Source organism: Shewanella algidipiscicola, assembly GCF_900380485.1.
Lineage (GTDB): Bacteria > Pseudomonadota > Gammaproteobacteria > Enterobacterales > Shewanellaceae > Shewanella > Shewanella algidipiscicola.
On record NZ_OXJV01000012.1, the window covers coordinates 85223 to 105572 of the forward strand.

The following is a 20350-nucleotide window of genomic DNA, read 5'->3' on the forward strand; positions in this document are numbered from 1 at the left end:
CTAAATATAGCGCCGTGCTATGTTAAAAAAAGTATTTATATTGCAGCTGCAATGTGCGCGGTGCGCCCATGGTTTCAATGGGGTATTCTGCTCGGTGGCCGTGTTTAAAAATACTCTGCGGCACTTCGCTATCAAATAGGTTGTCAATGGTGAGCTGCAATTGCTGGTTTTGTTTGGCTGATAACCAGGTTTGCAGGCCAATATTGGTAAGCATATAGTCACCGGCAGTGAGGCCATAATCTAAGAACTCTCCGACATATTGGCCGCTCACCCAGAGTGTCACATCATCGTTCATCTCGTAGTTTAGCTTGGCAAAACCTGTGTATTTGGGGACTCGCTCAATTTGCTGGCCATTATCTTTGCGCTCGGCATGGGCATAGCCACCGCTGAGTTCCATTAACCATTTCGCTGAAAAGGCTTTGACCAAGTGAATATCTATCCCATAGCTTTCGACACGGCCATTAAGGTTGCTGTAGGTAAACTGGGTGTCACTGAGCGCGCGTTGCTCTATGAGGTTATCAATATTACGCCAAAAACTATCTACGGTTAATGAGATATCACCTTGATAATTAAACCCAATATTAATACTTTCACTGGTTTCTGCTACTAAGTCAGGATTACCCAAGGTACCCAGCTGTTGATAGAGTTCTGAAGCGGTTGGCTGGCGATAACCATTGCCAAGATTGGCCTTCAGTTGTAATTGTGACGTTATATCGTGAGTTAACGCGATACTGCCAACCCAGATAGATTCGTCATTGACCAGTTTATTGACTCGTGCTCCCAGTGATAGCTGGGTATCGGGCAGGCTGCTTAGCTTAGGTTGGTATTGACTAAATAGTGCATAAGTACGGTCAGTTGGCGTGGTGAAGTGCATAACCTCGTCAGCGCCTTCAAATTGTTCATACTGACCTCCCATAATCCACTGACTCCCATCTTGAGTGTGATAGTTAGCGGAGACGATCGCGCCGTAATCTTTAAAGCCCCAATATTGATCCCAGTAGGGAACATCGACCTTGCCGTCAGCCTCTTTGGTGATTTCACTATAGTGAGAGTCCCAGTGTTGGTAGCTTAACTTGGTTTGTAATAGCAATTGGTCTGACACTTGGAGTTGCCAATCGGCATAGGCGAGCGTCTGTTTGCGATCATTTTCACTCAAAATAGCGTTGTAAGCTAAAGGACGTTCGAGTAAGCCGTCATTATATTGCGCAAAAATAGTCAGTTGCTGGGCATCGCTGATGGACCATTTAATTTTTGCATTGAGGTTATTCATATGATAACCCCGCTCTTTGTCTAAGGCCGCCGTTGGTGAGTATTCCTCATCGGGCCAAAGTGCGTAGCCTTCTGATTGGCTTGAACTGGCGGCTAAGCTAATTTGGAGATCATTGATTTCGCTGCTGACGAACGCTGATAGATCATAACTGGGCAGCGTATCAGCCACTAAGCTAACTTCACCGCGATCATCATGTTGATAGCTTTTGGTGATGATGTTGATGATCCCCGCAATGGCTTCCGAGCCGTGGATCACGCTTTGGGCACCTTTAATCACTTCGATGCGCTCAATCATCATGGGGTTAATACTGTCGGTATAGGTTGAGCCATAAAGCCGATTATTGAGTCGATTACCGTCAAGTAACCAGAGGATGTCTTGCGGGCGACTGCCTTGCAATGCATAGTCGGTATCGGTATGGCGACCCGCTCGGCCGTTAGCGAATAAACCTGGTACAAACTGGCTGAGGACCTTGTTGATATCGACCGCCCCAGCGGCTTGGATCATCTCACTACTGATAATGGTGACATCGCTACCCAGGGTAACAATTTGGTAGGTGCCGTCATCTTGATATTGCACACCGTGAACGGTGATTTTTTCGATATCATCAGCGAAAGCGGCGTTGTTTACAGCTAATAACGTTAAAGCTAATCCCCATGTTTTCAAATACATTACTCATTCCTTTTGGGTACGCGGTTATGTTTTTGTGACCTAAGTTAACGGTGTGTATTATATGTTTGAGTGGGGATAATTTTGCGAGCTAGATCAATTATATCGGCGACAGTGTGAAAAATATTATAAAAGTATTACTCGTTCGATATGAATATCGCTGGCAATATAATGCGCTTAATTAAATGGCTGGATCATTTATTAATGAGTGAAAAGGGATTGATATTAGGCTTGAATATGCTTGATGAATTATAGTGGTTACCACTGGCTAAGCTTGGTCGATGGGCATTAAAGGTGGGTTATATTAGTCATACTTAGCCATTTAAGCATGGCTAAGGTATTAATGGGGAATATATTACTTTAGGCTTAATATAAGGCGAGTTAAACGATACCCGTTCGGCTTAAGCGTGCCACCTTGACGCCTTTAAGCACAGCCATTCGATTCACTATGCTATTGAGTTCACTGGCTTGCCCTTTGATAATAATGGTTTCTAGGCAGTTATGGTGGTCAATATGAACATGAGTACTACATAAAACATGAATTAAATTATTGTGCTGTATCTCAAGCAGTTTTTCAGTTAGCCCTCTTTGGTGATGATCAAATACCAGCGTGAGCACGCCCACGACATCTTCTTTGCTATTATTCCACTGTTTATCAACCAGCCTATCGCGAAATAGATCTCTTATATATTCAGAACGAGAAAGATATCCGCGCTCTAATTGATCTTCTTCAATCTCTTCAAATTGAGATTTAGGCATGGAAACAGTAAAGCGGATCGTGTCGTTAGGCATAAGTTAAATTCTATAAAGCTTAATTACTGTGAGTATCCTACAGATATAAAAAGGATGCAAAAATATAAAATTGATCTAAGTCAACGATAGTATTAAAGATCTGTTTTTAGGCTGATTTTTAGGCATATACCCGCTAGTATGACGAATATTTTAATAGTATTACCTATTTGGGCTAAATGTTTATGAGACGGTTAATCTTGCTGCTGTTGTGTGGTTGCTTCGCTTGCCTCTCAGTGGCAGCGACGGATAGGGAAGTGGCTGCCACTGAGAGGGTATTGACACTCGCCTTAGGGGCCGAGCCCGACGCGGGGTTCGATCCTATCTTAGGCTGGGGTAAATATAACCGGCCGCTGTTTCAGTCGACACTGTTGCGGCGCAATAAACAACTTGAGCTGGTGGGCGACTTAGCGACATCGTGGACCTTATCAGCCGATCGCTTAACCTGGCAAGTCTCGCTACGAAAAGGGGTTAACTTTAGCGATGGCACAAAGCTTACGGCTGAAGATATTAAATTTACCTTCGATACTGCCAAGCAAATTGCCTCAATACACGATCTCACTAATCTAGAGAAGGTTGAGGTGGTAGCAGATGGAGAGCTCAGGTTTCACCTGCAGCAGGCCGACATCACTTTTATCGATAACTTTGTCAGTTTAGCGATTGTGCCTAAAGCAAGTTATGGTCCGCGATATGGCTTAGCACCTGTTGGCTCGGGGCCGCTTAAGTTTGTTCGTTGGGATCGCAATCAACAGCTCATCATGGTCCCCAATCCATATTATTACGGACAAAAGCTGCAATTTAAAAAAGTGGTGGTCATTTTTAGTGATGAAGATAGCCGCTACTCTCGGCTGCGCGTCGGTCAGTTAGACCTTAGCGCGATAGCACCGCGCTATGCGCAGTTACTCCCGCCGACATATCGGCTATGGCGTATCGACAGTGTCGATAACCGCGGCATTGCTTGGCCTATGCTGCCTAAGCAGGGCAATAACATAGGTAATGATGTTAGCTCAGATCTGGCGATCCGCACCGCTATCGACTTAGTCATTGATCGTCAGGTGTTAGTTGAGCAACTGCTAGAGGGTCATGCAACACCGGCTTATTCGATTGCCGATGGATTGCCTTGGGGGCCAGTTGCTCAAGCCCATGAACCTCAAGTTGATCCCGAGGCCGCTATTGCACTGCTTGATAAAAGTGGATGGCAATTACAAGGTGGTATACGTCAGCGCGATGGCGTTAAGGCGTCGATGACGCTTTATTATTTGGCAGGCGACACCGTGCGCCAACAATTAGCCTTGGCGGTAGCGCAAATGGTCAAACCGCTAGGTATCCAAATCACTCCCGTCGGTAAAAGTTGGGAGGCCATCTATAAACAGATGCATCAACAGCCGGTGTTATTTGGTTTTGGAAGCCACTCGGCAACCGAAGTGAGGGGCGTGCATCACAGTCAATATCGAGGCCAAGGCTATTTTAATTCAGGCTATTACAGTAATCCTGAAGTGGATAACGCATTAGATGAGGCCCAGCATGCACTTTCGTGGCACGCCTCATTGCCGTATTGGCAAAGCGCGCAGCAATTCATTGCCCAAGATAAACCTTGGACTTGGCTGGTTAACCTTAAACATCTTTATGCGGCCAATGTCTGTCTTGATCTGGATTCGCCCGGAATTGAGGCCCATGGTCACGGCTGGCCATTAGCCAATAATATCGAGCATTGGCGCTGGCAATGCCCCAACTGATGCCCACCCATAGCTATGCCATCTTAAGTGCTGGTTTTCGGCTGGTATTACTGCTGATTTTGGTGGTATTACTGGCCTATCTTCTGCTGAGCTGGACACCGATAGATCCGCTGAACGCCTATTTAGGTGGCAATGTCTTTGGCATTTCTGAGCCACAAAAGGCCTTGCTCGCCCAGCAGTTATCACTGGATCAAGGAGTGGGCCAGCGTCTACTGCATTGGTTATCTGGGTTAGCGCGAGGCGATCTCGGCTTTTCTACCCTTTATCAGCAGCCCGTATCAAGCGTTATCGCCACCCATTTACCCCTATCGCTACTGCTCATTGGTCTTAGCTGGGTAGGATCGTTGGTGCTCGGTTATCTGCTGGGGTTACTGGCGGGTATTTATCAAAACAGTTGGCTCGATAAGGCGGTGCAGCGGTTTTCATGGTTGATGGTATGCATGCCCTCTTTTTGGTTAGCCATGCTGTTTATCAGCCTATTTTCAATTGCCTTGCAGCTCACCCCCGTGTGCTGCGCCGCGCCAATTGGTATGACTTTTTCTGAACAATCTGTGCTCAGAATGTTGCATCATCTGCTATTGCCTGTCGCTACCCTGACGGTGGTGAGCATGGCGCCAATAGTGTTGCACACCCGAGAGAAGGTGATTGACGTGCTGCAGTCTGATTATGTGCAGTATTCTCTGGCGCATGGAGATAGCCTGTTGAAGGTGGTGCGCTTTCATGTGATCCGTAACAGTCTATTACCGGCAATTGTGTTGCAATTTGCGACCTTTGCAGAGCTGTTTGGTGGCTCGCTGATCGCCGAAACTGTGTTTAGTTTTCCCGGATTAGGCGCCAGTATTGTGAAGGCAGGTTTAGCCAGTGACACCGACTTACTCATGGGCTGCACCTTAATTTCGGCATTGATGGTCTTTAGCGGTAACCTTATTGCCACTGTGTTATCACGCTACTTTATTCAGGAGGCTGGGGATGCGTGATCTACTGCGTCAGCCCAGTTTTATGGCCGCGCTTGCCTTACTATGCGGGTTGGTTGGGCTGGCCTTACTCTGGCCTTGGCAGGGGGCAGAGCTCGATTTACTCAATAAATATCAAGCGCCTTCACTACATCATCTGTTTGGCACCGACTGGCTCGGCAGAGATCTGTTTAGTCGCAGTCAACAGGCGCTGGCACAGAGCCTGTATGTGGGCGGGCTTGCGGTATTGCTGAGCAGTGTGTTGTCCTTGATGATGGCGATGCTTGCCATGCTACATCGCGCCGCCGCGTGGATGGTCGATTTGCTGGTGGATCTGTTTATGTCACTCCCCCACCTCTTGCTGTTAATTCTCTTATCGTTAGCCTTTGGCGGTGCAGAGTTCGGCTTAGTGGTGGCGGTTGCATTAAGTCACTGGCCTAAACTCACGCGATTACTGCGCTTTGAAATGAAACAGGTGCAGTCAGCCCCCTATTATCAGTTAGCGAAACAGTTTGGTACTTCACCTTGGCAAAGGTTACGGCGTCACATGTTGCCGCATATCTTGCCTCAGTGGTGGATAGGCGGCTTGCTGCTGTTTCCTCATGCGCTTACCCATATGGCGGCGTTAACCTTTTTAGGTTTTGGTCTTAATCCTGACTCGCCATCCATGGGCGCCTTGTTAGCTCAGGCATCGCAATATGCGTTAACCGGACATTGGTGGTTTGCCCTGTGCCCTGGTTTACTCTTACTCAGTTGCTTGCTGCTCTTGTCTTATGTTGCGCAGCGTCTGCTGCTCGGTTTACGTCAGGGGCCGCAAACTCACCTTGAAGGAGTGGTTAAATGTTAACTGTCGAAGGGCTTAGTATTCAATCCGATGCTGTCTCTCTATTGTCGCCGTTAAGCTTTTCGCTCAAGCAAGGTGAGGTGCTTGGTGTGATAGGCGCGAGCGGTAGCGGTAAAAGTCTATTGGCACAGGCGTTGATGGGGCAGGTTCCGCCCGGCTTTAAATTAGGTGGCAAGGTTACCAGTCAGCAAGGCTTTCGGCGCGCATTGGCGGCGCAGTCGGCCTCTGTGTTAGATCCGCTGCGATTAATCGGGTCACAATTGCGTTATGCCGCGCAGCGATTAGGCAAACGTGCCTCGACGCGTCGACACTATTTTAAGCTTGGCCACAATATTACTGAGCGTTATCGGCACCAGCTCTCTGGTGGTATGGCAAAGCGCGCCTTGATGGCGCAGGCTTGCTGGCAATCGAGCGAGATTATGATTGCCGATGAGCCCTGCTGCGGACTCGACGTCGAAGCGGCAAAGGCGATATACCAACATTTAGCGATGCTTGCTCGCGATGAACAACTGGGTGTCATGGTGATTAGCCATAATTTGAGGCAATTATTGCCTATTGCCGACAGAGTGTTAGTGCTGCGCGATGGGCGCGCCGTGGAAATGACCACCCCAGCGCATATTCGTGCAGGGGCGTGTGATGAGTATACGCACCGCTTTTGGACGGCACTGCCAGAACATTGGGAGTCAGAACGTGTTGCGGTTGCATAAGGGCTATGTGCGCCGAGGCGAGCAGTTAATCACATTTCCAGACATCGAGCTTAAGCGCGGCGAAATAGTGGGGGTATCAGGCCCCAGCGGTGTGGGCAAATCCACTTTAGCGAGCATGCTTGCGGGGATAATACCTATGCAAGCTGAGCTGCACTCATTGCCAAGGCGCGCGCGGGGTAAACCTAATCCGGTGCAGTGGCTTATCCAACAGGGGGAGTTTGCATTTAATCCCAGATTAACCCTTAAAACCGCGTTAGATGAGGGCTGGCAGTGTGACGATTACCTGCCGCTGCTCAAGGATTATGGTCTGGATGCCTCTTGGTTAACAAGACGGCCAAATCAGTTATCCGGCGGTCAGTTACAACGCTTTAATTTGATCCGGGCATTAGTGCCCACCACGCAGTTTCTTATCTGTGATGAGGTAACGGCGCATCTCGATACCATCACCCAAGCCGAGTTTTGGCAGCACTTATTAGCTACGGCAAATAAGCGCAACTTAGGCGTGTTGGTGATCTCCCACGATCCCTACCTGCTCGAAGCGATTTGTGATCACATTGTGACTTGGTAAAGCGCCGTCAACGGCAGGCGTTACGCTTAATCGCGAGGCTTTCCTTGACGTAGTGCCTTGGTGGCGCCGCGCTGTTTTTTGGCCTCGATACGCCGTTTCTGGCTGCCTTTGGTGGGTTTGGTGGCGATACGCTTTTTAGCGGTATGGCCAACGCTAGCGACTAAGCTGATAAATTGTTCCAGTGCGGTTTGACGATTAGCATCTTGGCTGCGGCTAGCTTGACACTTAATAATGATTTTGCCGCTTTTGGTAATACGATGATCAGCTTTAGCCAGTAAGCGTTGCTGATAGAGTTCGGGGAGCGAGGATTGGCGAATATCGAAAATAAGCTGGGCAGCGGTAGAAACTTTATTGAGGTGCTGTCCTCCAGCGCCACTGGAGCGGATAAATTGCCATTCAAGTTCATGGTCTTGTAGTTCAATTCGATTGCTGATTTTTATCATGCAGGCTCTTTAATGGTGATTATTTGATATAGACAGGTATCATTGCACTGACCAAATAAGGCAAAATGGTCAACTTACTTCTTGCACCGTCGCGGAGTCCCAATATGTTATGTCAAATCGCTGATATCACCAATGGGGTGATCAGTTTATTTGCTAGCGGTCGGTTATCGACAAAAGATTATTGCCAGTTAATCGCCCCCATTATCGAAAAATACCAAGCCGAGTCAGGTAAAGTCTGTCTGTATATCGAAGCCGACGTACTGCTCGAAGGCTGGGAGAGCCAGTCATTATCAGGTGTTGGCGAGGTTCAATTACCTAGGTTCGATGCGCTAGTCTTAGTGGGCGGCCCTGATTGGTTTGGTAATGCGGTGCGCCTAATGGGGCCGTTTATGCAAGGCGAGGTCGCGTGGTATCCGCTCGAGCAAAAGCCATTGGCCATTGAATGGATAACCGCCAAATTAAGTTGCCCATTAACTCAATAAGTCATTTAGGCTACACTGACTGTTGTAAATAAGCCCAAGCGCAACACAGCGTTATAGTGAATATTGAAGGAAATCCTATGTTAGCCATTAAATCTCCAGTCCTTAAGTGCGCCACATTAGCGCTGTTTACGTTGATACTCTTGTCAGGCTGCGCGCCAGAAGTGGGTAGCGAAAAATGGTGTAAGCAGATGGAGGATAAGCCTAAAGGTGATTGGACCGCTAATGAAGCCGCCGATTACGCCAAGCATTGCGTCTTTAAATAATCGCTCAGTCTCGGGTTATCGACAGCAAGTGTGACGCCGACAATACTTTAGTTAGGTGAGGTATTGTCAGCGTTGAACAAATCATTACAATGCCTGTCTAATAGCTATTCATTTGATTTTTTTAGCTTTAATTTTAAGGGTGTCTGTGAGTCGTTTCTTCCAGCTCGTTATCCAAAAGATCGCATTGATGATGATCGCTATCGTGGCGCTGCAGTTTGCAGTGGCTAACTTTGGCGTGCATCAATTGCACTTAGGGGATCGCCAGGAGGAGAGTAAAAACCACCCCCATTTGCAGTTTACTGCCCAGGTAGTCAGCCTATCTCAATGTGTCGATTGCCAATGTGCGTTCGATTCACCTGAGCTAGACAAGCATCAACCCACGGCCCACCATCAACATCAGATCAGCAAAACCGAGACCCAAACTTTCGACCTCTGCCTAGATTGCCAGTGCCACGGTGGTCATGCGACCCTATTATCGCAAGTGATTACTGTGCCATCGCTGCCAGTGTCTGATGCGCCAAAGAACTTAGCTCACCATTACTTCCCGCCCGAGCAACAAGCCGCTTATCGCCCTCCTATAGTGTAATTCTGTTAGCCCCTATTCTTCTGTAGCTCATGGCCGTCTTAGCAATAAGGCTGCGGCTTATGCTATGGCGTTTTATCGGATCATATTCAGCTCATTAACGCTGTGACGCTTAATGTGCTGGAGATTGACACCCTGTTTAGCTGCCCCGCTTTGACCTTGCGTGGATGGGCGCCATATGGCGCGGTGGCTGGATCGAATGTTCAATACTAGGAATTGCGATGCAAAAAAGTATTATCGCGGCGCTACTTCTGGCCAGCTGTAGTGGCTCAGTTGTGCATGCCCTGCCCAGTGGGACGCAAAGTTTTGCGCCCGCGTTGGCGCAAATCAATAACAGTACTCCCCCTTTTCAGGCTTGGTTACCAGAGTTGTTGCAGCAGTTTAATCAACTGCCACAGATCAAGGCACAGCAAGCCAAGCTCAAGCAGGCTGAGTTAATGATGTTGGCGGCCGACAACGCCGTCTATAACCCCGCGTTAGATGTCAGCTATGAAGATGGCGTAGATCAGACCTATGGCATAGGGATAAGCCAAACCTTAGATTGGGGCGATAAACGCGGCGCCGCAACGCGCACCGCCATGTTGCAAGCTGAAATATTGCGCTCTGACGTTGCACTAAGTCGCAGTCAGGCGTTGGCTGAATTGCTCTTGGCTATTGTCGAGCAAAGACGGCAGGGCAAGATCTTGCATTTCCAAATGCAGCAGCTCGATGCGGCTCAGCGGCAACTCACTATTGCCAAGCAGCAGTTGCAGGCAGGGCTGTTGTCACAAGCTGAACATCAACTTATCCAACTTGAACTGGCAAGCCGCGCCGCAGAGCATGCCATGGTAGAGCAAGAGGCGATCGCGGCCGACGCTAAGGTGTTGATGCTCGTGGGCACCGCCTCGGTTGCCTTTAATGACTTTATTACTGCGCTCAGTGTCGATGACTCGCGTTATGTGATCCGCTCAGAGGTCACGCCCGAGTTGCCGGCACTCAAGGGGGCATATCAACAAGTGCTGCTCGCCAAATGGGCCACAGAGCAAGTGAAGGCCGATACTGCCGCCGATCCCACCATCAGTTTTGGCGCCGAACGCGAAGGTGACGACAATAAGTTTACCTTGGGCCTGTCGGTGCCATTACACCTGCGCAATAACTACCGCGACACCCATGCTGTTGCCAGCAGTGAGGTGGCGGTGGCGGAGCAAAATTACCTGGCCCAGGTGCGTGTCATCAGCCAACAGCAACAGCTATTTCAACTCAGCTTTCCGCGATTACAACAACGTTATGAGCAGTGGCGCCAATTGGTGCTGAGTTCCAGTGCCGGTATTGCCGATGCGTTAGGTCAGCAATGGCAAGCTGGTGACATTAGCACCAGTGATTACCTGCAGAGCCAGCGCCAACTGGCCAGTAGTTATCTGGCTGGCTTGTCATTGGAGTCGGCCTTGTATCAAGCTTGGCTCGATTGGATGGGGGCTAGCGGCCAGTTAGAGCACTATTTAACAGCGCAATTGAGTTTGCCCGCGCACGCTAAAGCATCGAAGTGAATTTAGGACGACATAACATGAATAAGCAAATTAATAGGATCCAAGGCGTGACGTTAAGCGCAAGGCTAATTAAGGCCGCACAGTTACTATCAATCACCACACTATTAGGCTTGTCAGCCAGTGCGTTTGCCAGTGACAGCCATGATCACGGCGCAGCCAGCGACCTCGAGCGTCCACATGACGCCAGCGAAGTGGGGCACGACCACCAAAGCGAGCTGCCAGAGCATCGCGAGGCCGATAACGCCCATGGTCATGATGAGGACGAAGCCGAGCATAGCGATGGCATTGTACTTAGCGCCGCCCAATGTGAGCTTGCCGGTATTAAGGTGGTATCGCTCTCTAAACAAAGTTTTAGTTTAGAGGCGGTGGCAACGGCCACCTTAGTCGTGGACCGTAATCGCACTATCACCTTGGCGCCACAACTTGAGGTGCGGGTGCTTAAGCGGCATGTGGTGCCTGGCCAAGAAGTGCAGCAAGGGCAGCCCATTTTGACCCTAGGCGGCGCCGCCGTGGCCAAGGCGCAGGCGGAGTATATCAATGCCGCCGCCGAGTGGAGCCGAGTACAACGCATGAGCCAAAGCGCCGTCAGTGCCAGCCGTCGCTTACAGGCGCAGGTGGACGCCGAGCTTAAGCGGGCGACCCTCGAGGCGTTGAAAATGACGGATGGGCAAATTAAGGCGCTTGCATCTCGTCCAGACACCATTGGCCGCTACCAACTGTTAGCGCCAATAGCGGGGCGCGTACAGCAAGATGTGGCCATGTTAGGTCAAGTTTTTGCTGGCGGCACCGCCTTGATGCAGCTTACCGATGAGTCACACCTCTGGGTCGAGGCTCAAGTGACACCGACTCAGGCTGAAAAAGTGACGGTGGGCAGCAGTGTGCTGGTGAAAGTGGGCCCCCATAGCATAGAGGCGCAGATCATCGGCCGCTCCCATGAGCTCAATAGCGTCACGCGCACCGAGCAAATTTTGGTGGCGTTCGATAATCCTGGTCATGTACTGCATGCCGGGCAATTTGCCGAAATTTATCTGGCCGACAATAGCGTTACCGGCGTGGTACTGCCCGATGCAGCCCTGACCCGGGGCGGTGATGGTGACTGGCAAGTGTTTGTCGCCACTGATGAGGGGTTCGAGGCGCGAGAAGTTGAGGTGGTTGAGCGTCAACGGGGCATGAACTTAGTGCGTGGTTTAAGTCCTGAGACTCAGGTGGTGATTTCGGGGGCCTTTTTCTTAGCGTCCGAACAGGCCAAGTCGGGCTTTGATATCCACAATCATTAAGGGATCCTTGCTATGCTACAAAAATTAATCGATACGGCGATAGCCAATCGTCTGCTGGTGGTGTTGGCGCTGCTAGGGACCATTGTCGCCAGTGTGGTGGTACTGCCTAAGCTCAATCTCGACGCCTTTCCCGATGTGACCAATGTGCAGGTGACGGTCAATACCGCAGCTGAAGGCTTAGCCGCCGAAGAGGTGGAAAAGCTAATAAGTTACCCCGTCGAGTCGGCGATGTACGCCTTGCCTGCGGTCACCGAGGTGCGCTCATTGTCGCGTACGGGCTTGTCTATTGTGACTGTGGTGTTTGATGAAGGCACGGATATCTATTTTGCTCGCCAGCAAGTGTTTGAGCAGTTGCAAGCGGCCAGAGAGATGATCCCTAGCGGAGTCGGAGTGCCCGAAATTGGCCCCAACACCTCGGGATTAGGGCAAATTTATCAATATATTTTACGCGCCGAACCCGGTTCTGGCATCGATGCCTATGAGCTGAGAAGCCTGAATGATTACTTAGTGAAGCTGCTGATGATGCCCGTGGCTGGGGTGACCGATGTGCTCTCCTTTGGCGGTGAAGTGCGGCAATATCAAGTGCAGATAGAGCCCAACAAACTGCGCAGTTACGGCCTTGATATGGCACAGGTAACCGCTGCGCTTGAGAGCAACAACCGCAATGCCGGTGGCTGGTTTATGGCACAAGGCCAAGAGCAACTGGTGGTGCGCGGTTACGGTATGTTGCCCGCGGGCGATGCCGGCCTAAAAGCGATCGGGCTAATTCCGCTAACCGAAGTGGCAGGTACCCCCGTGCGCGTGAGCGATATTGCCAAAGTGAATTATGGTAGTGAGATCCGTGTAGGTGCTGTGACCATGACTCGGCGTGACTATGCTGGCAATGTACAAAACTTGGGTGAAGTGGTTGCGGGCGTGGTGCTCAAACGTATGGGGGCTAACACTAAAGCCACTATCGATGATATTACGGCGAGAACTGCGCTGATTGAGCAAGCATTGCCAGATGGGGTGTCGTTTGAGGTGTTTTACGATCAAGCTGACTTAGTTAACCAAGCGGTGAAAACGGTGCGCGATGCCCTGCTAATGGCCTTCGTGTTTATTGTGGTGATTTTAGCGCTGTTTCTGGTCAATCTGCGCGCTACCTTGCTGGTGTTGTTGTCTATTCCTGTGTCGATTGGTCTGGCGCTGATGGTGATGGCTTACTTTGGCATGTCGGCCAATTTAATGTCACTAGGCGGCCTCGCCGTAGCGATTGGTATGCTGGTCGATGGCTCGGTGGTGATGGTGGAAAACATCTTTAAACATCTTACTCAGCCAGATAGAGGTCATTTAGTCAAAGCACAGGCTAGATCAGGAGGTGAGCGTGATCCGCACCATGCTGATTTAGATGGCCTTGGTGAAGGTGCTCGTGGTGGTATTGTGATGCGGGTGATGCTGGCGGCAAAAGAGGTGTGCCGGCCTATCTTTTTTGCGACCGCCATTATTATTGTGGTGTTTGCGCCGCTGTTTGCCTTAGAAGGGGTTGAGGGCAAGCTGTTTCAGCCGATGGCGGTCAGCATCATCTTAGCGATGATATCGGCCTTGGTGGTGGCCTTGATTGTGGTGCCAGCACTGGCGGTAATCTTGTTTCAACCGGGAGTGTTCAAACGGGGTGTGAAACTGAGACAAAGCGTGTTGCTTAAACCGATTGAATCCTTCTATCGCAAGCTGCTCACCGTCACCATGGCGCGCCCTAAAGTAGTGGGATTAACCGCGATACTGATGCTTGCCTTTAGCATGGCGCTACTGCCTAGGCTAGGCACGGAGTTTGTGCCCGAACTAGAGGAGGGCACCATTAATCTGCGCGTTACCTTGGCACCCACTGCTAGCTTAAGCACTTCACTTGATGTCGCGCCTAAGCTCGAAAAAATCTTAATGCAATTTCCCGAGGTGGAATATGCGCTAAGCCGTATTGGCGCGGCGGAGCTGGGCGGCGACCCTGAGCCTGTGAGTAATATTGAGATCTATATTGGTCTCAAGCCGCTGGAGGAGTGGCAATCGGCGAGCGATCGCTTTGCCCTGCAGCGGCTAATGGAGCAAAAGCTGAGTGTCTATCCGGGTCTGCTGTTTACCTTCTCACAGCCTATTGCCACTCGCGTAGATGAGTTGTTGTCTGGGGTGAAGGCGCAGCTTGCCATTAAGCTGTTCGGCCCAGATTTAGCGGTATTGTCGCAAAAAGGGCAGCAACTGAGTGATTTGGTGATGCAGATCCCCGGCGCGGTCGATGTGTCGCTGGAGCAAGTCTCTGGTGAGGCGCAGTTGGTGGTGCGTCCTAAGCGTGACGTGTTAGCCCGTTACGGCATCAGTGTCGATGAGGTGATGAGCCTTGTGAGCCAAGGAGTGGGCGGCGCGAGTGCTGGGCAGGTGATCGATGGTAACGCCAGATATGATATCAATGTGCGTTTGGCCGCCGAGTACCGCAGTGCGCCCGATGTGCTGCGGGATCTGCTGCTTAATGGGGCGAATGGTGCGACCGTGCGACTTGGCGAGGTGGCCGATGTGTTGATTGAGATGGCGCCGCCCAATATCCGCCGCGATGATGTGCAGCGCCGCGTCGTGGTACAAGCTAACGTATCGGGACGTGATATGGGCTCGGTTGTTAATGATATCTATGCCATAGTGCCCCAAGCCGAGCTGCCACCAGGCTACACCGTCGTGGTGGGTGGGCAGTATGAAAACCAGCAGCGCGCCCAGCAAAAACTGATGCTGGTGGTGCCTATCTCTATTGGGTTGATCGCCTTGCTGCTCTATTTCTCATTTGGCTCTATTAAGCAGGTGGGGCTAATTATGGCTAACGTGCCACTGGCCTTGATCGGCGGTATCGTGGCGCTTTACTTAAGCGGCACTTACCTGTCGGTGCCAAGCTCGATTGGGTTTATCACCCTATTTGGGGTGGCCGTGCTTAATGGTGTGGTATTGGTGGATGCCATTAATCAGCGCCGCGCAGCGGGTGAGCCGCTGTATACCTGTGTGTATGAAGGTACCGTCGGGCGGCTGCGTCCGGTACTGATGACGGCACTGACCTCGGCGTTAGGCCTTATTCCTATTCTGCTCTCGACTGGTGTGGGCAGTGAGATTCAACAGCCACTGGCCGTAGTGATCATTGGCGGCCTATTTAGCTCGACCGCACTGACACTGCTGGTGCTGCCGACCCTGTATCGCTGGTTGTATCGAGACGATAAGGCGTCACAAGGTTAGAGCGGTGTGAGTAAACCTTATGGTTTCCATTGGGCCAAGGATGGCCCGATTGATATAGGCGTTTAATGGGTCACCCTGAGTAAGGTTTTGCGTTGACAGTCATAGTGTTATTGAATAGATTAACTTATTAATCAGTACGCTAAATTAAGGATGATTGATGTACGCTTCGTTTCGACAGCTCGCTGGTATGCTCTGTTTGATTGCCTCTTTTAATACCTTTGCCGTCACCCAATGGGTTGATTTTGAACTTATCAATGGCCACATCAATTTGCCAGTGAGCATTAATGGCATAGCAGGCCGTGCCATTTTGGATAGTGGCGCTCAAGGCAATGCGATTAACACAAGCTTTATTAATCGCCATGGTTTTGAATTCGATAAAGGCGGCAAGATTAATATTCAAGGGGTGTTCAGCACTGAGAAACGCCAGCTCTATAATAATGTCCCTGTGACCTTGTTTGGGGCTACCATCGAGTTTGATCAGTTAGCGAGTCTGCGTATTGGCCATCATGAGGTGCAGTTGTTACTCGGTGCGGGTCTATTAGATAAGTTTATCTTTCAGATTGATTACCCCAATAGCCGGATGAGATTATTCGAAAGAGGCAGTGTGGATTTAGCTAAACTCGAAAATATTCCGATGCAGATCGACAGAGGTGCGGGGCAACCCATTGTTCGAGTTGAGCTTAATGGTGATGCCGATGAAAAACCTTGGCTTGTCCTCGATACTGGTAACGCCGGTGGGCTATTTTTAAAGCGCATGTTAGTAACGAACAATAACTGGCTTGAGCTTTACGGTTCTCAGTCGGGAATAGGCCGTGGTGCCAATAGCATTGCTCTGGTCGATGAATTTCGGTTGCCTAAGATGAAGTTTGGGCCATACACAGTTGAAAATGTCTTAGTGACAGTACCAGGAGAGGGACAAACAGAATCGGTCTCGGGTCGCAGTAACAGTGGAGGGTCTCGTATCAAGGGTAAAAACATCAAGGGGCTGGTGGGCTATGATGTACTGAAACACTTTGTGTTAACCATAGACTATAAGTCGGGCCATATGCATATAGGCTTACCCGAAGACTCATAATCAGCTTTCTGGGATTTCGATAATAAGGGCATAGGATCGCATCATCTGTGCCCTTTTTTGTGGCTTTATTTTATGCCTGTCGCGGCGAGATTAAATACCGACTTTTATCACCACTTTCCTTACCGCTTTAGGTGTAACCGATGTTCCCGGCATATGCATGTCTTGTGGGAAAAACAGCGCAAACATGCCGGCTTTTAAGGGGATAAAGGCGGCATCTGCTTTATTGGATTCATAATCAAACTCGGCGTAATCATGTTTGTCGAAGTAGGGTTTTGCTGGAGTCTGATCCGCCAGAGGCAGATAACCAAACTCCTCTTCACCACTGACCACATATTGCACGTCGATGTAACGGCGATGCACCTCAAAAGATTCTTGTTCTCTGGGTTTGGTTTCATAGTCATTAACGATGACAAACAGATCTTTGCCCTCGAGCTCATAGGTGCCCACCTCGGCTTGAGTAAAGTCGGTCTCGACTAAGTGTTGCAGCGCTTTGGCCAATCTTGGGCTCAGTGAGGCATACAGGGCAATGTTATTTAAGCTATCTACTATCATGACGGTTACGCAAACAAGTTAATTGAAGCGTTAGTTTAGCAAGCTTGGCTGTTAGTGGGATAGCGTTTGTTGTGGCTCGGGGGGGGGGATATCGCACGAGGCCCTAAAATCTTGCCACCACTGCACATGTCGGCGCATCTGCTGTTTGAGTTGCGCGGGCAGGGCATGGCGCTGTTCGGAGAAATGATGCTCGATATAGCCTTGATAAACACTGCCATCAAACAGGCGCTGCATCGGCTGACTTAAGCGGTAATGCAGTTGGTTTAATTGAGATAGATAAGCCTGAGTTTGCCCAAGATAATATTTGTGAAACAAATTTTGCAATATCTCTTGTTGCCGATTGGCGTGGCCAAGGCGGCAGGCGGCGAGCGTTTGATGGTTAAATAGGTAGTCATTGACTGCCGTTAGTTGAGATACGCTCAATGCAAGTGAGCGCAGATATTGGTTGAGCAGTGGTTGGCGATGAAAAATCGCTAGTGTTTGCTCTAAATTGTCTATTTCAATCTGGTGCCACGAGTGAGCGACGATCTGCTCTTTGATGTTGTTGAGCTGGCTCAGTGCACTTTCAAACTCCACTCGTCCGCTGTGCATCTCATTTAGGGGCAGTGAGTCGTAACCGATAAACAGTCGTTTCTTAATGCTGGTATCGCGCGTTAACATCTGCCTAAACATTGTGAGTGCCTGTTGCTGTTTTTGTTCAAGCCCTAATGTCAGTGTGTGGATGAGATCAGCATCGTCTAATGTTTCAATGCACTTGGGGGCAAGTTGGATAAAACGAATATGGTAGATCAGTCGCTGACTCGGCGGTGCCACTTTACCTAAAGCGCTATTGCGCTCGGCAATCAGTTGGCCAAGCGCGCAGTGATTAAGCTTAAGTGTTTGTAAAATAGAGAGGGTTTTGGTGTCTGCTTCATAAACTGTGGCCTTGGGTAAGGCCATGGGAGTCAATGGTGCGCCTAGATAGGGCTGATTGAGTACGGTCTCGAGCCGCTTACTGTAATCTTGCCATATGGCATCGGCATCTTGCCTAGGCTGGCAGCCCACAGTGAATAGACTAAGTAATGCCAGTAAGACTGTGACTCTGGCGACGCGCTGGGTTAAAAAGAACATCTGTTTAGGCCGGCTGTGAATGAGGTTGTGGGCTCGTGCTTGGGTGTCACTTGAGTCGCTTCCTTTTTTGTTGCTGCGCTGATGGTTTATCATGCCATGGTAATACGTTGCCTTAGCTCAAAGGGTTTACTCGTAACAATAACCTATTTTTATCAGGTGGTTAGCGCTCGGTTTGGCCTAGGGCTGTTACTATACACCTATATTCTATCTCTTATTTACAGGCTATTTTAGATAAATGCTGGCTGCCCACTGTCGCGATATTTTATTATCATAGCCAACTTCATAGACTCCTTAGGGTAAGGAGTGCGTTGATGACATTCAAAAAGGAAAATAACGTGTCTCAATTACGGTTTTTAGCCGGCCCCAGTGCCTATCGCACTATTGCCGAACATGGGCTTGATCCCGCGCTGTTTACTCGTGTGCTAGCGGCGTCTGGCGGCCCCAAATGGATTGGGATTGCTGGGCTAGATAAAACCCTGTTTACGCAATTTTTCAAGGCCAGACAGACACCGCTATACACCTTAGGTGCATCGTCGGGGGCGTGGCGTCTCGCCTGCTTGGCGCAGCACGATCCGCTCGCGGCCTATGCTCGGCTCGAACAACATTATATTGAGCAGCGTTATGATGTTAAGCCGACGCCTGTTGAGGTATCCCGCCAGATACAAACCATTATCAAGGCAATTTTAGGCGATAATGCTGGGCAAGATATTGTCGATAACCCAATGATTAAAAGCCATTTTATCGCCTGTAAGGCGCGACATTTAAATCGCCTGCCCAGTCGGTTGGCTCTTGGGACTGGGCTTGCCACGACGGCGTTAACCAATCTGCTTAGTCGTAAGAGCCTGGGGTTGCATTTCCAGCGTATGGTTTTTGGTAATGCGGCGGCGAAATCGCCCTTTTTACACTTAACCGATCTGCCCACTAAGCACCTCGCATTGACCGCAACTAACTTGGCGCAAGTGTTACTGGCTACAGGCTCGATTCCCTTAGTGTTGGCTCCGGTGACGCACATAGCGGGCGCGCCACAAGGGCATTATTATGATGGCGGTATTACCGATTATCATTTTGATTTGGCGATAGAGGATAGTGAGGGGCTAACCTTGTACCCCCATTTTTATAGCCAGATATTACCAGGCTGGTTTGATAAATCTTTGCCTTGGCGTCGTGCTCGGCAAAACTACCATAATGCGCTGATCTTGGCGCCGAGCGAGGCCTACATTCGTCAACTACCCTATGGTAAATTGCCCGACAGAAATGACTTTAATCGCCTATCTAGCGATGAGCGAATTCGATATTGGCAGCAGGTTTTAGCGGCCAGTGACGTGTTGGCCGATGACTTTAATAAGATTTTGAAAAGTGGAGATATTATGCGGTTTATTGAGCCGTTTTAATGATTAATGTTATGGGGCGTGAAACCAAATCTGTTCAAGTCTGGTCTAATCATTAACGGAAGAAATAGTGAGATTGGCATGGTCTAGCCAATGCAATAATGACGTATAAAGCAGTAATGACAGCAACTGCTACACTTTATTATTATTGCTCCTAGTAAGCCGTTTGCAGCTTTCATTATGCTCGGTTTTGCAAACATCGACCAAGGGGGAGGAGGCTGCTATGTTAACGCAAGAAATGGCACTAATCATTCGTGATGAATTGTTATTACCCGCTGGCAGAGTCGAGATCCGAGTGGCAGGGCCATCTGGATTAAGCCTGATAGCTGAGGTACTTAAAGGGCATTATGCTTTAGCCTTTGGCATGGCAAAAACCGATAGCATCCCTCCTTGTTACACCATCGCGACCCAATGTGAGATTATCGACTTCAACCTACTCGATGACGGTTGTTTGGGGGTTGTACTCGAAGGTCAACAAAGAGTAAAAATCTTATCGGCCAGCCAGCGTAAAGACGGCAACTGGATAGCGCGTACCTTAGGCTGCCACAACTGGCAACAAGAACCCATTAAAGGTGAATTTGAGTTGATCAGCGCCGCATTAGCGCAGTTTTATCGCGTGAATCCAGCCTTGTTTGAGCTTTACTCCGATCTGCATCTTGAAGACGCCAGCTGGGTGAGCCAGCGCTGGTTAGAGGTACTACCTCTGTATAACCGCGACAAGCAAGTGTTAGTTAATCAGCCTGACTGCCACAAAACCATGGACTTTGTGCTTGAGCTGATTAAATCACATGCCAACCATAACATTTAATCACTACTTGGCTTAGATAGCGCCCCTTGGCGCTATCTTTGTTATTATGGCGCCCATTTTGATTTATTGGCCA

19 protein-coding genes are annotated in these 20350 nt (G+C 49.6%); 14 read left to right on the forward strand and 5 right to left on the reverse strand.

Going from position 1 to position 20350, the window contains the following annotated elements:
• Positions 1–22: 22 nt before the first annotated feature.
• Positions 23–1939 carry a TonB-dependent receptor plug domain-containing protein gene (locus DN599_RS07795; protein ID WP_110457065.1) on the reverse strand — a complete coding sequence of 639 codons (1917 nt, stop codon included), beginning with the start codon at positions 1937–1939 and terminating at the stop codon, positions 23–25.
• A 378-nt stretch (positions 1940–2317) separates the two neighbouring features.
• Positions 2318–2728: a nickel-responsive transcriptional regulator NikR gene (gene nikR, locus DN599_RS07800; RefSeq protein WP_110457066.1), complete on the reverse strand. Its 411-nt coding sequence runs from the start codon at positions 2726–2728 to the stop codon at positions 2318–2320.
• 254 nt (positions 2729–2982) lie between these two features.
• On the opposite strand from nikR, the gene DN599_RS07805 reads away from it, so the two are divergent.
• Genes DN599_RS07805 through DN599_RS07825 form a run of 5 tightly spaced genes read left to right on the forward strand, consistent with a single transcriptional unit; the run spans position 2983 to position 7533 of the window.
• Positions 2983–4461 carry an ABC transporter substrate-binding protein gene (locus tag DN599_RS07805; protein ID WP_239473259.1) on the forward strand — a complete coding sequence of 493 codons (1479 nt, stop codon included), beginning with the start codon at positions 2983–2985 and terminating at the stop codon, positions 4459–4461.
• A complete protein-coding gene (locus DN599_RS07810; RefSeq protein WP_239473260.1) occupies positions 4449–5438 on the forward strand; it encodes an ABC transporter permease in 990 nt (329 codons plus the stop codon). Before DN599_RS07805 ends, DN599_RS07810 begins: the two co-directional genes overlap by 13 nt.
• Positions 5431–6261 (forward strand): ABC transporter permease, encoded by an 831-nt coding sequence (locus DN599_RS07815; protein ID WP_110457067.1) that lies wholly within the window; start codon positions 5431–5433, stop codon positions 6259–6261. Before DN599_RS07810 ends, DN599_RS07815 begins: the two co-directional genes overlap by 8 nt.
• Positions 6255–6965, forward strand: coding sequence for an ATP-binding cassette domain-containing protein (locus DN599_RS07820; protein WP_110457068.1), 711 nt, complete (start codon positions 6255–6257; stop codon positions 6963–6965). The genes DN599_RS07815 and DN599_RS07820 overlap by 7 nt, the downstream gene beginning before the upstream one ends.
• Complete coding sequence (locus DN599_RS07825) at positions 6949–7533, forward strand: ATP-binding cassette domain-containing protein (RefSeq protein WP_239473261.1); 585 nt, start codon at positions 6949–6951, stop codon at positions 7531–7533. Before DN599_RS07820 ends, DN599_RS07825 begins: the two co-directional genes overlap by 17 nt.
• A 26-nt stretch (positions 7534–7559) precedes the next feature.
• Here DN599_RS07825 and arfB read toward each other — a convergent pair whose 3' ends face one another.
• Positions 7560–7976 carry an alternative ribosome rescue aminoacyl-tRNA hydrolase ArfB gene (gene arfB, locus DN599_RS07830; RefSeq protein WP_110457070.1) on the reverse strand — a complete coding sequence of 139 codons (417 nt, stop codon included), beginning with the start codon at positions 7974–7976 and terminating at the stop codon, positions 7560–7562.
• A gap of 104 nt (positions 7977–8080) precedes the next feature.
• Between arfB and DN599_RS07835 the strand changes: the two genes are divergently transcribed.
• From DN599_RS07835 to DN599_RS07865, 7 genes are all read left to right on the forward strand, one after another.
• On the forward strand, positions 8081–8458 hold the full coding sequence (locus DN599_RS07835; RefSeq protein WP_110457071.1) for a SpoIIAA family protein: 378 nt from the start codon (positions 8081–8083) through the stop codon (positions 8456–8458).
• Between the two features lie 77 nt (positions 8459–8535).
• Entirely contained in the window at positions 8536–8721 is a 186-nt protein-coding gene (locus tag DN599_RS07840) for a DUF3012 domain-containing protein (protein WP_110457072.1), read from the forward strand.
• 190 nt (positions 8722–8911) lie between these two features.
• A complete protein-coding gene (locus DN599_RS07845) occupies positions 8912–9307 on the forward strand; it encodes a hypothetical protein (protein WP_373317387.1) in 396 nt (131 codons plus the stop codon).
• Between the two features lie 218 nt (positions 9308–9525).
• Positions 9526–10830, forward strand: a complete 1305-nt coding sequence (locus tag DN599_RS07850) for a TolC family protein (RefSeq protein ID WP_110457074.1) — start codon at positions 9526–9528, stop codon at positions 10828–10830.
• Between the two features lie 17 nt (positions 10831–10847).
• On the forward strand, positions 10848–12107 hold the full coding sequence (locus DN599_RS07855) for an efflux RND transporter periplasmic adaptor subunit (protein WP_110457075.1): 1260 nt from the start codon (positions 10848–10850) through the stop codon (positions 12105–12107).
• A 12-nt stretch (positions 12108–12119) separates the two neighbouring features.
• Positions 12120–15344, forward strand: a complete 3225-nt coding sequence (locus tag DN599_RS07860) for an efflux RND transporter permease subunit (protein ID WP_110457076.1) — start codon at positions 12120–12122, stop codon at positions 15342–15344.
• Positions 15345–15501: 157 nt separating this feature from the next.
• Positions 15502–16419: an aspartyl protease family protein gene (locus tag DN599_RS07865; RefSeq protein WP_239473262.1), complete on the forward strand. Its 918-nt coding sequence runs from the start codon at positions 15502–15504 to the stop codon at positions 16417–16419.
• 90 nt (positions 16420–16509) lie between these two features.
• On the opposite strand, the gene DN599_RS07870 is transcribed toward DN599_RS07865, so the two are convergent.
• A complete protein-coding gene (locus DN599_RS07870; protein ID WP_110457077.1) occupies positions 16510–16971 on the reverse strand; it encodes a NanQ anomerase/TabA/YiaL family protein in 462 nt (153 codons plus the stop codon).
• Between the two features lie 51 nt (positions 16972–17022).
• On the reverse strand, positions 17023–18174 hold the full coding sequence (locus DN599_RS07875) for a DUF3080 family protein (protein ID WP_110457078.1): 1152 nt from the start codon (positions 18172–18174) through the stop codon (positions 17023–17025).
• A gap of 242 nt (positions 18175–18416) precedes the next feature.
• Here DN599_RS07875 and DN599_RS07880 point away from each other — a divergent pair, with 242 nt between their 5' ends.
• Both DN599_RS07880 and DN599_RS07885 read left to right on the forward strand, forming a co-directional pair.
• The gene (locus DN599_RS07880) at positions 18417–19472 is read left to right on the forward strand and encodes a patatin-like phospholipase family protein (protein ID WP_110457508.1); all 1056 of its coding nucleotides are present in this window, start codon (positions 18417–18419) and stop codon (positions 19470–19472) included.
• A 220-nt stretch (positions 19473–19692) separates the two neighbouring features.
• Complete coding sequence (locus tag DN599_RS07885; protein ID WP_110457079.1) at positions 19693–20277, forward strand: LON peptidase substrate-binding domain-containing protein; 585 nt, start codon at positions 19693–19695, stop codon at positions 20275–20277.
• The last annotated feature ends 73 nt before the right edge of the window (positions 20278–20350 follow it).

Bases quoted from the DNA above. Each gene is read 5' to 3' on its own strand.
- DN599_RS07875 (WP_110457078.1), bottom strand. From the start codon at position 18,174: ATGATAAACCATCAGCGCAGCAACAAAAAAGGAAGCGACTCAAGTGAC.
- DN599_RS07860 (WP_110457076.1), top strand. From the start codon at position 12,120: ATGCTACAAAAATTAATCGATACGGCGATAGCCAATCGTCTGCTGGTG.
- DN599_RS07835 (WP_110457071.1), top strand. From the start codon at position 8,081: ATGTTATGTCAAATCGCTGATATCACCAATGGGGTGATCAGTTTATTT.
- DN599_RS07865 (WP_239473262.1), top strand. From the start codon at position 15,502: ATGTACGCTTCGTTTCGACAGCTCGCTGGTATGCTCTGTTTGATTGCC.
- DN599_RS07840 (WP_110457072.1), top strand. From the start codon at position 8,536: ATGTTAGCCATTAAATCTCCAGTCCTTAAGTGCGCCACATTAGCGCTG.
- DN599_RS07845 (WP_373317387.1), top strand. From the start codon at position 8,912: ATGATCGCTATCGTGGCGCTGCAGTTTGCAGTGGCTAACTTTGGCGTG.
- DN599_RS07850 (WP_110457074.1), top strand. From the start codon at position 9,526: ATGCAAAAAAGTATTATCGCGGCGCTACTTCTGGCCAGCTGTAGTGGC.
- nikR (WP_110457066.1), bottom strand. From the start codon at position 2,728: ATGCCTAACGACACGATCCGCTTTACTGTTTCCATGCCTAAATCTCAA.
- DN599_RS07870 (WP_110457077.1), bottom strand. From the start codon at position 16,971: ATGATAGTAGATAGCTTAAATAACATTGCCCTGTATGCCTCACTGAGC.
- DN599_RS07855 (WP_110457075.1), top strand. From the start codon at position 10,848: ATGAATAAGCAAATTAATAGGATCCAAGGCGTGACGTTAAGCGCAAGG.
- DN599_RS07820 (WP_110457068.1), top strand. From the start codon at position 6,255: ATGTTAACTGTCGAAGGGCTTAGTATTCAATCCGATGCTGTCTCTCTA.
- DN599_RS07885 (WP_110457079.1), top strand. From the start codon at position 19,693: ATGTTAACGCAAGAAATGGCACTAATCATTCGTGATGAATTGTTATTA.
- DN599_RS07810 (WP_239473260.1), top strand. From the start codon at position 4,449: ATGCCCCAACTGATGCCCACCCATAGCTATGCCATCTTAAGTGCTGGT.
- DN599_RS07795 (WP_110457065.1), bottom strand. From the start codon at position 1,939: ATGTATTTGAAAACATGGGGATTAGCTTTAACGTTATTAGCTGTAAAC.
- DN599_RS07815 (WP_110457067.1), top strand. From the start codon at position 5,431: ATGCGTGATCTACTGCGTCAGCCCAGTTTTATGGCCGCGCTTGCCTTA.
- arfB (WP_110457070.1), bottom strand. From the start codon at position 7,976: ATGATAAAAATCAGCAATCGAATTGAACTACAAGACCATGAACTTGAA.